This window comes from Mycobacterium saskatchewanense (genome assembly GCF_010729105.1).
In the GTDB taxonomy this organism is placed as follows: domain Bacteria; phylum Actinomycetota; class Actinomycetes; order Mycobacteriales; family Mycobacteriaceae; genus Mycobacterium; species Mycobacterium saskatchewanense.
Genome location: NZ_AP022573.1, coordinates 316,791 through 329,944, shown reverse-complemented (window position 1 = coordinate 329,944; position 13,154 = coordinate 316,791). Strand labels below are relative to the sequence as shown.

At 70.0% G+C, this 13,154-nt stretch carries 13 protein-coding genes; 7 read left to right on the top strand and 6 right to left on the bottom strand.

Translation table 11 applies throughout. From position 1 onward, the window contains the following. The first annotated feature begins 135 nt into the window (after positions 1-135). A complete protein-coding gene (locus tag G6N56_RS01550; protein ID WP_264020565.1) occupies positions 136-582 on the top strand; it encodes an MmpS family protein in 447 nt (148 codons plus the stop codon). Continuing rightward, entirely contained in the window at positions 579-3,479 is a 2,901-nt protein-coding gene (locus tag G6N56_RS01545; RefSeq protein WP_085253709.1) for an MMPL/RND family transporter, read from the top strand. Before G6N56_RS01550 ends, G6N56_RS01545 begins: the two co-directional genes overlap by 4 nt. Positions 3,480-3,484: 5 nt before the next feature. Here G6N56_RS01545 and G6N56_RS01540 read toward each other — a convergent pair whose 3' ends face one another. The 3 genes from G6N56_RS01540 to G6N56_RS01530 form a co-directional block, all read right to left on the bottom strand. Next, on the bottom strand, positions 3,485-3,916 hold the full coding sequence (locus tag G6N56_RS01540; protein ID WP_085253708.1) for a type II toxin-antitoxin system Rv0910 family toxin: 432 nt from the start codon (positions 3,914-3,916) through the stop codon (positions 3,485-3,487). Between the two features lie 151 nt (positions 3,917-4,067). Continuing rightward, positions 4,068-4,871 (bottom strand): SDR family NAD(P)-dependent oxidoreductase, encoded by an 804-nt coding sequence (locus G6N56_RS01535; RefSeq protein ID WP_085253707.1) that lies wholly within the window; start codon positions 4,869-4,871, stop codon positions 4,068-4,070. Between the two features lie 22 nt (positions 4,872-4,893). Further along, positions 4,894-5,946: an SDR family NAD(P)-dependent oxidoreductase gene (locus G6N56_RS01530; protein WP_085253706.1), complete on the bottom strand. Its 1,053-nt coding sequence runs from the start codon at positions 5,944-5,946 to the stop codon at positions 4,894-4,896. A 281-nt stretch (positions 5,947-6,227) separates the two neighbouring features. Between G6N56_RS01530 and G6N56_RS01525 the strand changes: the two genes are divergently transcribed. The 3 genes from G6N56_RS01525 to G6N56_RS01515 all read left to right on the top strand — a co-directional run bounded on the left by G6N56_RS01525 (position 6,228) and on the right by G6N56_RS01515 (position 8,273). Then, positions 6,228-6,632, top strand: a complete 405-nt coding sequence (locus G6N56_RS01525; RefSeq protein WP_085253705.1) for a group I truncated hemoglobin — start codon at positions 6,228-6,230, stop codon at positions 6,630-6,632. Positions 6,633-6,876: 244 nt separating this feature from the next. Next, positions 6,877-7,518, top strand: a complete 642-nt coding sequence (locus tag G6N56_RS01520; RefSeq protein ID WP_085253704.1) for an MliC family protein — start codon at positions 6,877-6,879, stop codon at positions 7,516-7,518. Then, entirely contained in the window at positions 7,515-8,273 is a 759-nt protein-coding gene (locus tag G6N56_RS01515) for a class I SAM-dependent methyltransferase (protein WP_085253703.1), read from the top strand. The genes G6N56_RS01520 and G6N56_RS01515 overlap by 4 nt, the downstream gene beginning before the upstream one ends. Here G6N56_RS01515 and G6N56_RS01510 read toward each other — a convergent pair whose 3' ends face one another. After that, positions 8,274-9,200, bottom strand: coding sequence for an RluA family pseudouridine synthase (locus G6N56_RS01510; protein ID WP_085253702.1), 927 nt, complete (start codon positions 9,198-9,200; stop codon positions 8,274-8,276). It abuts the gene before it with no gap. Next, positions 9,197-9,784 carry a signal peptidase II gene (gene lspA, locus G6N56_RS01505; protein WP_085253701.1) on the bottom strand — a complete coding sequence of 196 codons (588 nt, stop codon included), beginning with the start codon at positions 9,782-9,784 and terminating at the stop codon, positions 9,197-9,199. The genes G6N56_RS01510 and lspA overlap by 4 nt, the downstream gene beginning before the upstream one ends. A 71-nt stretch (positions 9,785-9,855) precedes the next feature. Here lspA and G6N56_RS01500 point away from each other — a divergent pair, with 71 nt between their 5' ends. Continuing rightward, positions 9,856-10,794 (top strand): asparaginase, encoded by a 939-nt coding sequence (locus tag G6N56_RS01500; protein ID WP_085253700.1) that lies wholly within the window; start codon positions 9,856-9,858, stop codon positions 10,792-10,794. On the opposite strand, the gene G6N56_RS01495 is transcribed toward G6N56_RS01500, so the two are convergent. Continuing rightward, entirely contained in the window at positions 10,759-12,159 is a 1,401-nt protein-coding gene (locus G6N56_RS01495; RefSeq protein ID WP_085253699.1) for a DNA polymerase IV, read from the bottom strand. The two genes, G6N56_RS01500 and G6N56_RS01495, sit on opposite strands and share 36 nt — an antisense overlap. Before the next feature lie 160 nt (positions 12,160-12,319). On the opposite strand from G6N56_RS01495, the gene G6N56_RS01490 reads away from it, so the two are divergent. Then, positions 12,320-13,147 carry a class I SAM-dependent methyltransferase gene (locus G6N56_RS01490; protein ID WP_085253698.1) on the top strand — a complete coding sequence of 276 codons (828 nt, stop codon included), beginning with the start codon at positions 12,320-12,322 and terminating at the stop codon, positions 13,145-13,147. Positions 13,148-13,154 lie beyond the last annotated feature (7 nt).

Below are 13,154 nucleotides of genomic sequence, written 5' to 3'. Positions count from 1 at the left end.
GGCCGTCGCGGCCGTCGCGGCCATCATCGCAACGAGTGTACGGTCACGTCTCTTGTGGAGTACGGTTCAGTACCGTACCGTGTATCCAACGACGGCGAGAGTTGCCGCGTCGCCCGAGCATCGAAAGGCCAACGGGTGAAACGGATTCCGGTTGGGCGCTTCGTGAAACGAGGGTGGATGGTGCTCGTCGCCATGCTGGTCGTCAGCCTGACCGGGTTCGCGATTTTTCGGCTGCACGGGATCTTCGGCACGAACGACAACACCTCGGCCAACAGCGGGCTCGCCAACGAGATCGTGCCCTTCAACCCCAAACAGGTGGTCCTCGAGGTCTTCGGCGCGCCCGGGGCCGTGGCGACCATCAACTACCTCGATGTGAACGCCCAGCCACAGGAGGTCAAGAACGCCCCGCTGCCCTGGTCGTTCACGATCACCACGACGGAGCCCGCCGTTCTGGGCAACGTCGTGGCCCAGGGCAACGGCGACACCCTCGGGTGCCGCATCACCGTCAATGGCGAGGTCAAGGACGAGCGCACCGTCAACGAAGCCGACGCCTACACCTTCTGCCTGGACAAGTCGGGATGAACGACGAAGACCAACCGCGGCCCCGCGTGCCCCACACCATCCGGCGGCTCGCGCTGCCGATCCTGCTGTTCTGGGTGGCGCTGGCCGCCCTGACGAACATCGCGGTACCGCAGCTCGAGGACGTCGGCAAGACCCACAACGTCGCGCTGAACTCGCCCGACGCGCCGTCGCTCAAGGCGATCAAGCGGATCGGCCAGGCGTTCAAGGAGTTCGACACCGACAGCTCCGCGATGATCGTCCTCGAGGGCGACAAGCCGCTCGGCGCGGATGCCCACCGGTTCTACGACACGATGATCCACAAGCTCGAGGAGGACAAGAAGCACGTCGAACACGTCCAGGACTTCTGGGGGGACACCCTGACGGCGGCCGGTTCGCAGAGCACCGACGGCAAGGCGGCGTACGTCCAGGTCTTCCTCGCCGGCAATCAGGGCTCGGCGTTGGCCAACGAATCCGTCGGCGCGGTCCGCGACATCGTCGACCGCACGCCGCCGCCGCCGGGCGTCAAGGCCTACGTCACCGGCGCGGCGCCGCTCATCTCCGACCAGTTCGACGTCGGCAGCAAGGGCACCGCAAAGGTCACCGCGATCACTATCGGCGTCATCGCGGTGATGCTGTTCTTCGTCTACCGGTCCGTACTCACGACGCTGCTGGTGCTCATCACGGTGCTCATCGAGATGTCGGCCGCCCGAGGAATCGTCGCGTTCCTCGGCAATGCCGGCATCATCGGGCTCTCGACCTACGCGACGAACCTGCTCACGCTGCTGGTGATCGCCGCCGGAACCGATTACGCGATCTTCGTGGTCGGCCGCTACCAGGAGGCGCGCGGCGCCGGCGAGGACCGAGGACGCGCTTTCTACACCATGTTCCACGGCACGGCGCACATCGTGTTGGGGTCCGGCCTCACCGTTGCCGGCGCGGTGGCGTGTCTGAGCTTCACCCGGTTGCCGTATTTCCAGAGCCTCGGCGTCCCCGCCGCCATCGGCATCGTCGTCGCGCTGATCGCCTCGCTCACCCTGGGCCCGGCCATGCTCACCCTGGGCGCGCTGGTCGGCATCTTCGACCCGAAACGCGCGATGCGCACCCGCGGATGGCGGCGGATCGGCACGGCCATCGTCCGCTGGCCCGCCCCGGTCCTGACCGCGGCCTGCGCGCTGGCGCTCGTCGGCCTGATCGCGTTACCCGGGTACAAGACGAGCTACGACACCCGCCCCTACATGCCCGCCGACGCGCCCGCCAACATCGGCTACACCGCGGCCGAACGGCACTTCTCCCGGGCCCGCCTCGAGCCCGAACTCCTGATGGTCGAGTCGGATCATGACATGCGCAACCCGGCCGACATGCTCATCCTGGACCGGGTGGCCAAGGCGGTCTTCCACGTGCCCGGCATCGCCCAGGTGCAGGCCATCACCCGGCCGCTGGGCACTCCCCTCGACCACAGCTCGCTCGCGTTCGTCGTGAGCAATCAGAGCGCCGCCCAGCAGGAAAACCTGACCTATCAACGGGATCGCGCGGACGACCTGCTCAAGCAGGCCGGCGAACTCTCCAAGACGATCAACATCCTGAAACAGCAGTACGCGCTGCAGCAACAGCTCGCCGCCGCCACCCACAGCGAAACCGAGAGCTTTCACGACACGGTCGCCACGATTCAGGACCTGCGCGACAAGATCGCGAACTTCGACGACTTCTTCCGGCCGATCCGCAGCTACTTCTACTGGGAGAGGCACTGCTACGACATTCCGGCCTGCTGGGCGATCCGGTCGGTCCTGGACGCGCTCGACGGCGTCGACCAGCTGACCGAGAAATTCGAGAACCTCACGGCCACCCTGGACAAGCTCGACGCGCTGCAGCCGAAACTGGTGGCGCTCATCCCGCCCCAGATCGACAGCCAGGAGACCAATCGCGAGCTGGCGCTGGCGAGCCACGCCACCCAGGCCGGCATCAACGCCCAGACGCAGGACGCGATCGACAACGCGACCGCGCTGGGTCGCGCGTTCGACGCCGCGAAGAACGACGACAGCTTCTACCTGCCCCCCGAGGTGTTCAACAACCCCGACTTCAAGCGCGGGCTGAAGCTATTCCTCTCGCCCGACGGCAGGGCGGCCCGCCTGATCGTCACCCATGAGGGCGATCCCGCTACCCCGCAAGGTATTTCGCACATCGACCCGATCGCCCGGGCCGCGCACGAGGCGCTGAAGGGCACGCCGATGGCCGACGCCCAGATCTACATCGGCGGCACCGCGGCGACGTACAAGGACATCCAGGACGGCGCCAAATACGATCTGATGATCGTCGCGCTCGCCGCCCTCGCCCTCATCCTGCTGATCATGATGATCATCACGAGGAGCCTGATCGCCGCGCTGGTCATCGTCGGCACGGTGGCGCTTTCGCTGGGCGCCTCGTTCGGCTTGTCGGTGTTGGTCTGGCAGTACATCTTCGGCATCCAGCTGTACTGGGTGGTGTTGGCGCTGGCCGTCATCCTGCTGCTGGCGGTGGGCTCCGACTACAACCTGCTGCTGATCTCCCGTTTCAAGGAGGAGATCCACGCCGGGCTCAAGACCGGCATCGTCCGGGCGATGGCCGGGTCGGGATCGGTGGTCACCTCCGCCGGCCTGGTCTTCGCGGTCACCATGTGCGCGTTCGTGTTCAGCGGTTTCCAGGTCCTCGGTCAGATCGGGACCACCATCGGGCTCGGCTTGCTGTTCGACACGCTGATCGTGCGCTCGTTCATGACGCCTTCGGTCGCAACGCTTCTCGGGCGCTGGTTCTGGTGGCCGCAACGGGTGCGCCCGCGTCCGGCGAGCTCGATGCTGCGGCCCTACGGGACCCGCGCCGCGGTGCGCCAGCTGCTGCTGTGGGAGGACGGCGACACGGCGGTGATGCCCGCCAAGCCGAGCTGAACCCGTCAGCCGTACAGCTGGACGAATTGCCGCAGCGACTTCTGCACGTCCCCTTTGACGGCCCGGGCCGCCGCCGAACCGACCGGCCCGAACAACGGGCGTCCGCCCAGCTCCAGGCGCACGCCCAGGGTGGACCCGTCGTCGGTGGCGCGCACGGTGAGGCTCACGGCGTACTTAGCCCCGCCCTTGCCGGAGCCCGAGAGCGCGACCTGGTGCGGCGGGTCCCACTCGGTCACCGTCCACGTGACCCGGTTGCGAAAACCCTTGGCGCGCGCGACTCCGACGACCTGGGTGCCGACCGCGAGCTCGTCGGGCAGCTCGCTGCGCCACCCCTCGTGCATGACCAGCCAGTCGCCCAGGTCCGACAGGTCGGACACGCGGTCCCACATGTCCTGCGGGCTCATGGGCACATCGGCGGTCAGATCTACAGCGGCCATCGTTCACCCCGAATCCCCGCGCTGCGTCCGCGAGACATAAACCACCGCGACGATTTCCGGCGTGTCGTCGCAACCAGTGCTGTGTCGCGGCGCCCCTGGTCGGGCTTCGGGACCGCCGCGTCTCCGCCGGAGGCCGCCGCCACGACCGCCATCAGCGGTCGGGCCCGCCGCGAAGTCGCTGCCCGATCCGCAGCGCGGGGAGGAGCAGGCTCCGGGGGGCGTACCTGCCGCCGGCGCTGGCCACCTTCGGCACCATGCCCGGCACCACGCTGCGCCTGCCGGCGAGCATTCCCCCGATCGCCGCCTCGGCGACGTCGCAGGGCGACACCTGGGCGGCGGGGATGCTGAATCGCTCGGCGTTGGCGATCTCGGCCCACTCGGTGGGCACGGGGCCCGGGCACAGCGCGGTCACCGACACCCCGGTTCCGTGCAACTCCTCGTGCACCGCCTCCGAAAACGTCTGCACGAAGGCCTTACTCGCCGAATACACCGCCATGTAGGGAAGCGGTTGGAAGCCCGCGATCGACGCGATGTTCAGCACCGCGCCCGCGCCACGCTCGACCATGCCGGGCAGCGCCGCGTGGGTGAGTTCCATCAACGCGAGCGCGTTGAGGGTGACCTGCTCGCTCTCCCGCTCGACCGGCAGCGTGTAGAACAGTCCGCTGGTGCCGAAGCCGGCGCTGTTGCACAGTCCGGCGATCGGCTCGGTGCGCAGCCGGTCCCCCAGCTTCGCGCGGCCTTCACCGTCGCTGAGGTCCAGCGGCAGCACCTCGACCGCGACCGAGTTCTCCTGGCCGACTTCGTTCGCGAGCTCGTCGAGGCGGTCCCGGCGGCGCGCCACCAGCAGCAGCGGGAAGCCGCGGCGAGCCAGGCCGCGGGCCAGTTCGGCACCGATGCCCGAGGAGGCGCCGGTGATGACGACGGTGGTGTGAGTGTCGGGTCTAGGAAGGCTCATGGTGTCGCCAATCTGTCCCGTATCACCAATGTATTCCGCGGGTCGCGCGCACGAATGCTTCACTCCTTTTGTCGAATTCCTTGGCCTCGGAAGACGTTTCGCCGCCCTTGGCGGCATCCGAGTCCTCGAACATCGCGAAGGCGCGGTTGCGCACCCGATCCATCACCGCGGGGTTCACGGCGTCGGCCACGGCGGCGAACTGCCCGAACGGCGAGCTGGCCCGTCGGGGTCGGTGCACGATCGCGTCGGCGATCACCCCGGCCGCCTGGTCGGGCGTCAGCGCCGGGAACTTGTCGTACAACGTGGTCGGGCTGATCATCGGGGTGCGCACCAACGCCATGTGCACGGTGGTGAATTTGACGTTGTCATTGACGGTTTCGGCCTGCAGCGCGTCACAGAGGCTGTCCAGTGCCGCCTTGCTGGCGATGTAGGCGCCGAAGCGGGGCGCGCGGGTCTGCACTCCGACCGAGGAGACGTTGACGATCTGCCCGTAGCCGCGCTCCCGCATCCCGGGGATGAACTTGAGGATGAGCTGCACGGCGCCGAGGTAGTTCAGCTGCATGGTCCGCTGGTAGTCGTGAATCCTGTCGTAGGACAGCGCCAACGAGCGTCTGATGGACCGTCCCGCGTTGTTGACCAGGATGTCGACTCCCCCGAGGTCGGCAAGGACCCGGTCCGCCATCTCGGCGATCGCGTCGGTGTCGGCCAGGTCGCACGGGTACACGTGGGCGGTCCCGCCGCTGCCCCGGATCTCGTCGGCGACCTTCTCCAGGTTTTCCAGGGTCCGGGCGACGAGCACCACCTGTCCCCCCGCCTCCGCGATCTTCTTCGCGGCGGCCTCCCCGATTCCGGACGAGCCCCCGGTGATGAGGGCCGTCCTGCCCTGCACCGCGTCCTCGAGCGTGCGGCCCTGCACCGCGTCCAGCAGGTTCCTCAGGTAGAAAGGCCGATACCGGCCGGCGGAGTTGGGCGTGTTGATGATGTTCGACACCGCCGCGAGCGGCTTTTCCACCAACGCACTGGACACCGCCGCGATCGGCTTTTCCACCAGATTCGTCAAGTCGCCGAGGTTCATCGGTTTTCGCTCCTGAGGCCGGCCCCCCGACCGCGAGCAGCCCGGCCTTCGGCCGGGGCCACCCAGTGGGGCAGTGTGGGTGATGTGACGTCTGTCATAAGGCCAACCTAGGACATCGCCCCCCTGCCGGATGCAGATTGCCGTCATGTAAACGCCGACGATGGTCTCACAGCAGGACGGCCGGGGCGGCCACTTGCGAGCAATGCCGTTGTTACACAGGGTAATCGGCGGGTGATCGCGGACTTACTGGCGGGCAACGCCGAGATGTTCCAATCGCTGTTATGAAAATTCTGGCGCACTTCCGCAAACCCGAGCCAGCGACCATCTACGACCGCATCGGCGGGCACGAGGCCCTCGAGGTGGTGGTCGAGGACTTCTATGCCCGCGTGCTCGCCGACGAACAGCTGTCCGGCTTCTTCACCGGGACCAACATGAACCGCCTCAAAGGCAAGCAGGTCGAGTTCTTCGCCGCGGCCCTCGGCGGCCCCGAGCCCTACACCGGCGCGCCGATGAAGCAGGTTCATCAGGGTCGCGGAATCACCATGCTGCACTTCAATCTGGTGGCCGGGCACCTGGCCGACGCGTTGAGCGCGGCCGGGGTGCCGTCCGCAACCGTGACCGAGATCCTCGGCGCGATAGCACCGCTGGCACCGGAGATCGCCACCAGCGACGCCGCGAAGGTCTGAGCGCCTCCGCCAGCCTTTCGCCGAGATCGCCACGAGGGCTGCGCTCCGGCCCCCAACCACGACCATGGCGGCCACCTCGCCGAGAGACCCGGCCGACCACCACGCCGGCCCTTTCGCCGCCGTGGCGACCAGGGCTGCCATCAAGCGCCCGCCACCACCGCAGCGGCAATTTCGCCGACAAGAAGTGCCCACACCTCTGGCGTGTCGCGCACGCGATGCGCCGTGCAGCCGGTAGTCAGCTCGTATGAGACTGGTCGTCGCGTTCGTCGCGGGGTTGCTGCTGTGCGCCTGCGGCTCGAAAACCCCTCCTCCGCCATCCAATTCCGGCACCCAGGCCACCAGCACACCGGCCACCAGCACACCGGTGGCCGCCGCCGGCACCTTCGACTGCGCCAAGCCCGCGAACCCCGCCCAGCAGGTGGTCTGCAACGATCCGCAACTGACCGGGCTCGACCACCGGGTGCAGACCGCCTACCAGCAGGCGCTGGCGCGTCCCGGCGCCGACGCGGCCGCGCTCAACGCCGCGCAGGCCGCGTGGGCGACAACCCGCGACGGCTGCGGCGGTTCCGCCGACGCGCGGCCCTGCCTCGAGGAGGCCTACCAGACGCGCTTGGTGCAGTTGGCCATCGCCGACCCGGCCACCGCGGCGCCGCCCGTGGTGACGTACAACTGCCCCGCCGGCTCCGGGCCGCTGACCGCGCAGTTCTACAACCAGTTCGACCCGCAGACGGCGGTGCTGAACTGGAAGGGGAGCCAGGAGATCCTGTTCATCAGGCCGGCCGCCAGCGGCGCCCACTACGGCAACCGCGGCGCCGACTTCTGGGAGCACCAGGGCGACGTCAACGTCGAGCTGGGCGGCACCAAGTTCGTCTGCCACACGCAATGAGTCGCACCTTCGACGACCTGGTTGCGGAGGCCGAGGAGGCGCCCGTCGACGGCTGGGATTTCTCCTGGCTGGACGGCCGGGCAACCGAGGAGCGCCCGTCGTGGGGCTACCAGCGGCTGATGAGCGAGCGGCTGGCCGCCGTCTCCGCGGCGCTCGACATCGACACCGGCGGCGGCGAGGTGCTCGCCGGCGCCGCGCGATTCCCGCCCACGATGGCCGCAATCGAGTCGTGGCCGCCCAACGCGGCGTTGGCCACCAAGCTCCTGCATCCCCGCGGCGTGGTGGTGGTCGCCACGGGCGACGAACCCGGGTTGCCGTTCGCCGACGAGGCGTTCGACCTGGTGACCAGCCGGCACCCGATCGACGTGCGGTGGGCCGAAATCGCCCGGGTGCTGCGGCCGGGCGGCCGCTACCTCGCCCAACAGATCGGGCCGGCGACGATGGCCGAGCTGGTCGAATACTTCATCGGGCCGCAGCCGGAGAAATGGGCCGAGTTACATCCCGACACCCAGCGCGCGCGGGCGGAGGCCGCCGGGTTCCGGGTCGTCGACCTCCGCATGGAGCGGATGCGGGCCACGTTCTTCGACGTCGGCGCCGTCATCTACTTCCTGCGCAAGGTGGTCTGGACGGTTCCCGACTTCACGGTGCGGCGCTACCGCGACCGGTTGCTTGAACTCCACCAGCGCATCGAGGCGGGCGGCCCGTTCGTCGCCCACTCCACCCGAGTCCTCGTCGAGGCCTGCAAGCCCGGGTGATCACGCCTCGTAGCGCAGGACGTCCAGCGCGTGCTGCAGGTCGGCCGGGTAGGGGCTGACGAACTCCACCCGCCTGCCGTCGGCCGGATGGGCGAACGCCAGCGATCGCGCGTGCAGCCATTGGCGTTCCAGCCCAAGCCGTTTCGCCAGTTTGGGATCGGCTCCGTAGACCAGGTCACCGCAGCACGGATGATGCAGCGCCGAGAAGTGCACCCGGATCTGGTGCGTGCGGCCGGTCTCGAGGTGCACGTCCAGCAGGCTGGCGGCGACGAACGCCTCGAGGGTGTCGTAGTGGGTGAGGCTGTGGCGGCCGTCGGTGGTCACGGCGAACTTCCACTCCCCGCCGCGGTGGCGGCCGATCGGCGCGTCGATGGTCCCGCTGGACGGGTCGGGGTGCCCCTGCACCAGCGCGTGGTAGCGCTTCTCGACGGTGCGCTGCTTGAATGCCCGCTTGAGCACCGTGTACGCCCGCTCGGACAGCGCCACCACCATGACACCGGAGGTGCCGACGTCGAGCCGGTGCACGATGCCCTGCCGCTCGGGCACGCCCGAGGTGGTGATCCGGTAGCCGGCGGCGGCCAGGCCGCCGAGGACGGTCGGCCCGGTCCAGCCGACCGAGGCGTGCGCGGCCACCGCGGCAGGCTTGTCGACCACGACGATGTCGTCGTCGGAATAGAGGATCGTCATGCCCTCGATGTCGACGGGCGTGTTCTGCGGCGGGGCCGGCGCCTCCGGCAGCCGGACCTGCAGCCATGCCCCGCCGGTGAGGCGATCGGACTTGCCGGCCTGCACACCATCGAGCTCCACGCCACCGTCTTCGGCGATGGCCGCGGCGGCGCTGCGGGACACCCCCAGCAGGCGCGCCAGTCCCGCGTCGACGCGCATGCCCGTCAACCCTTCCGGAACGGGCATCGATCGGTCGGTCAACGTTGGTCGGCCTTGTCTGCGTCGACGACCCTGCGCCTACCCACCGCGTCGAAGTCGTAGCCGAAGACCGACAGCACCACCAGCAGGATCGCGCCGCCGACGACCGCCGGGTCCGCGACGTTGAACACCGGCCACCAGCCGACCGACAGGAAGTCCACGACGTGGCCGCGGAGCGGGCCGGGGGCGCGGAAGAACCGGTCGACCAGGTTGCCCGTGGCGCCCCCGAGGATCATCCCCAGGCCCACCGCCCACCAAGGCGAGACCAACCGCCGGCCCATCCAGAAGATGCCGGCCACCACGCCGGTCGCGATCAGCGTCAGCAGCCAGGTATAGCCGGTCGCCATCGAGAAGGCGGCCCCGGAATTGCGCACCAGCGTCCAGGTGACGGTGTCACCGATGATCGACACGGGCTGGCCGGGCGGCAGCAGCCTGACCGCCAGCACCTTGGTGATGACGTCCAAAGTCAGCACGACGGCCGCTACCGACAGCAGCAGCCGCAGCCGCCTCGGCGGCCGCGGCGCCGGAGCCTCCGACTCCTTCCCAGCCTTCGAGGTCACCGGCTCGGTCGATCGTTCCTCAGGCACCCTCTCATCATCCCCTAATCCGGCCGCGGGCCAGCCGATGTTCGCCAGCGGCGTGCGCGATGATCTCTACTATGGCCCGCCTGACCGTCATCGCCACCGGGGGCACGATATCGACGAGCACCGGTACCGACGGCGTGCGCAGGCCGACTCGCAGCGGGGCGGACCTGACGGCGGCCGTCGATGCGGCGCACGACGTCGACGTCGTCGACTTGTTGGCCGTCGACAGCTCGGAGCTGACGCTCGCCGACTGGGACCGGATCGGGGCCGCGGTCCGATCCGCCGTCGACGGGGGTGCCGACGGCGTCGTCGTCACCCACGGCACCGACACCCTCGAGGAGACCGCGCTGTGGCTCGACCTCACGTATGCCGGGTCGGCGCCGGTGGTCCTGACCGGCGCCATGCGCAGCGCAGACGCTCCCGACGCCGACGGCCCGGCCAACCTGCGCGACGCGCTGGCGCTCGCGGCCAGCCCGGCCGCCCGTGACCTCGGCGTGCTGGTCTGTTTCGCCGGTCGGGTGCTGCAGCCGCTGGGCATGTCCAAGGTCGCGACGCAGGACCTCAGCGGCTTCACCGGCGCCCTGCTCGGCACGGTCGACGGCGTCGCGTCGCTGACCGGCGCGAAGACGCGACCGCTCGTGGGAGAGCTCGGCGCCGCCACGGCGCCGCGGGTCGACATCGTCGCGGCCTACCTGGGCAGTGACGGGGTGGCGCTGGAGGCGTGTGTGGCCGCCGGCGCCCGGGCCGTGGTGTTGGAAGCGCTGGGTTCGGGCAACGCGGGGCCCGCCGTGGTCGACGCGGTGCGCCGGCAGTGCGCCGACGGGGTGATTGTCGCGGTGTCCACGCGGGTCCCGGGCGGGCGGGTCGGCGCCAGCTACGGCCCCGGACACGCCATGGCTACGGCCGGCGCGCTGATGGTGCCGCGACTGCGGCCCCCGCAGGCCCGGGTGCTGCTGATCGCCGCGTTGGCCGCGAAGCTACCGGTCACCGACGTCATCGCCCGGTGGGGTTGATTCGGGGTTCGCCTGCAGGGCGCCCACGTAATCCGGCCAGTCCAGGGAGTCGACGGGGTTGGCCCTGACGAGTTCGCCGGTGCCGGCGGGGAACGTCCGGGCCTGTCCCGGGCCGGAACCGCGGGTCTCGAAGCGCACGGTGACCACGCCGTGGCCCGCGCCCTGCACCCAGCCGTGGCCGAATTCGCGGTGCGTGACGTCGTCACCCACCCGCCACCCCGCATCGGGGGGCGCCGGGGCGAACATCGCCTCGGTCGCGGTCTCGACGGCTGGCCCCTCCGACGGGTCGCCCGCGAGATCCAGATCCGGGAACAGCGACTCCTGCCGCACGTCGCTCAGCCCCGAAAATCCCACGCCGAGGAGGCGAATCGGCCCGATATCGCGCGGGTCGAGCAGCAGGCGGCGGGCGACGGCGGCGAGCGCGCCAGGTTCGGTCGTCGCATACGGCAGCGTCGCCGAACGGGTCAGCGTGCTCATGTCGGACTTCTTCAGTTTCACCGTGACGGTCCGCGCGCCGCGCCCGTCGCGCAGCAGGCGTTGGTGCGCGTGTTCGGCGATGGGACCGATCGCCTCGTGCAGCTGCTCCAGGCTGGTGAGGTCGGCCGCGAAGGTGGACTCGGAGCTGATCTGCTTGGCCTCGGCCCGCTCGGCGACGGGCCGGTCGTCGATGCCGCGGGCCAGGCGGTGCAGCGCCGGACCGATCGTCGCGCCCAGGATATTGGCCGCCTCGGCGTCGGTCAGGGCCGCCAACTGCCCGATCGTTTCGATGCCGAGCCGGTGCAACTTCTCCTCGGCGACCGGGCCGATCCCCCACAGGCGCCGGACGGGCAGCCCGCCCAGCAGCAGCCGTTCCTCGGCACGCCGGACCACGCGGATGCCGTCGGGCTTTGCCAGTCCCGACGCGATCTTGGCGATCTGCTTGCCCGAGCCCGCGCCGACGGATGCGGTCAGGCCCGTCTCCTCGCGAACCCGGCCCCGCAACTTTTCGCAGAACGCCTCGACGTCCTCGGCCGATGCCCCGGCGAGCTGCGGCGGTTCGGCGAAGCCCTCGTCGAACGACAGCTGCTCGACGACGGGAACCATGCCGCGCACCGTCTCGAAGACCCGCCGGCTGGCCAGCCCGTAGACCACACCGCGCGGCGGCAACACCACGGCGCTCACGCCGATCAGCCGGCGGGCCTGGTGCATCGGCATGGCCGACCGCGCCCCGTACACGCGCGCCTCGTAGCTGGCGCCGGCCACGACGCCGCGTCCGCCCAGCCCGCCGACCAGCACCGGCCGCCCCCGCAGGGTCGGTCGGGTCAGTTGCTCGACGGACGCGAAGAACGCATCCATGTCCAGGTGCAGCACCCAGCGGGACTCCACACTGGGGAATGCTAGGCGCGGCCCACCGCCAACCGTGGCGTGCCGCGTCCCGCCCGCCGGGCCATCCGCGGAAATCGTTTGCTGGAAAACGCATTTCGTAATGTGGAGGGTGCGTCCGGCGCATCTTGGCCGGACCAGGCCGTAGGACGGAGTGCAAGCAATGACGACTGAACCCTCTTCTTCGCTGGAGCTGCACCGGCTCCGGGACGTGGCGGAGTCCTTCGGGGTGGACGCCGCGCGGTATGACCGGGCGCGCCCGCGCTACCCCGACGAGCTGATCCAGCGCGTCGTCGCCGCCAGCCCCGGGGTCGAGTTCCTCGACGTCGGCTGCGGCACGGGCATCGGGGCGAGGCAGTACCGCGCCGCCGGTCGCAGGGTGCTGGGCGTCGACGTGGACGCGCGGATGGGGGACTTCGCCCGGAGCACCGGGATCGAGGTGGAGATCGGCAAGTTCGAGGAGTGGGACGCAGCGGGCCGTTCTTTCGACGCCGTCGTCGCCGGGCAGGCCTGGCACTGGGTCGACCCGGTGCGGGGCGCCGAAAAGGCCGCGCAGGTGCTGCGGCCGCGCGGCCTGCTGGCGGTGTACTGGCATGTCTTCGATCCGCCGCGCGAGGTCGCCGACGCCTTCGACGAGGCCCTGCACCGGGTGGCGCCCGACGCGCCCCTGCAGAACCGGCCGACCGACGGCAGCCAGGTGGGTAACCCGGCCTTCGACCTGCAGGAGGGCAATCTCCTGCGCGCCGTCGAGGGCGTCCGGGCGACCGGCGCGTTCGGCGAACCCGAGCAGTGGCGGTTCGAATGGGAGCGGCATTACAGCCGCGACGAGTGGCTGGACCACCTGCCGACCATGGGCACGCTCACCCAGCTCGCCCCGGACAAGGTCGCGACCGTGCTGGGGGCCGTGGGAGCCGCGCTCGACTCGATCGGCGGCGGCTTCACCATGCACTACGTCACGCTGGCCGCCGCCGCGACCCGAAACGGCGGCTGACCACCCG

Bases quoted from the DNA above. Each gene is read 5' to 3' on its own strand.
- G6N56_RS01545 (WP_085253709.1), top strand. From the start codon at position 579: ATGAACGACGAAGACCAACCGCGGCCCCGCGTGCCCCACACCATCCGG.
- G6N56_RS01515 (WP_085253703.1), top strand. From the start codon at position 7,515: ATGAGTCGCACCTTCGACGACCTGGTTGCGGAGGCCGAGGAGGCGCCC.
- G6N56_RS01500 (WP_085253700.1), top strand. From the start codon at position 9,856: ATGGCCCGCCTGACCGTCATCGCCACCGGGGGCACGATATCGACGAGC.
- G6N56_RS01530 (WP_085253706.1), bottom strand. From the start codon at position 5,946: ATGAACCTCGGCGACTTGACGAATCTGGTGGAAAAGCCGATCGCGGCG.
- G6N56_RS01535 (WP_085253707.1), bottom strand. From the start codon at position 4,871: ATGAGCCTTCCTAGACCCGACACTCACACCACCGTCGTCATCACCGGC.
- G6N56_RS01525 (WP_085253705.1), top strand. From the start codon at position 6,228: ATGAAAATTCTGGCGCACTTCCGCAAACCCGAGCCAGCGACCATCTAC.
- G6N56_RS01520 (WP_085253704.1), top strand. From the start codon at position 6,877: ATGAGACTGGTCGTCGCGTTCGTCGCGGGGTTGCTGCTGTGCGCCTGC.
- G6N56_RS01490 (WP_085253698.1), top strand. From the start codon at position 12,320: ATGACGACTGAACCCTCTTCTTCGCTGGAGCTGCACCGGCTCCGGGAC.
- G6N56_RS01540 (WP_085253708.1), bottom strand. From the start codon at position 3,916: ATGGCCGCTGTAGATCTGACCGCCGATGTGCCCATGAGCCCGCAGGAC.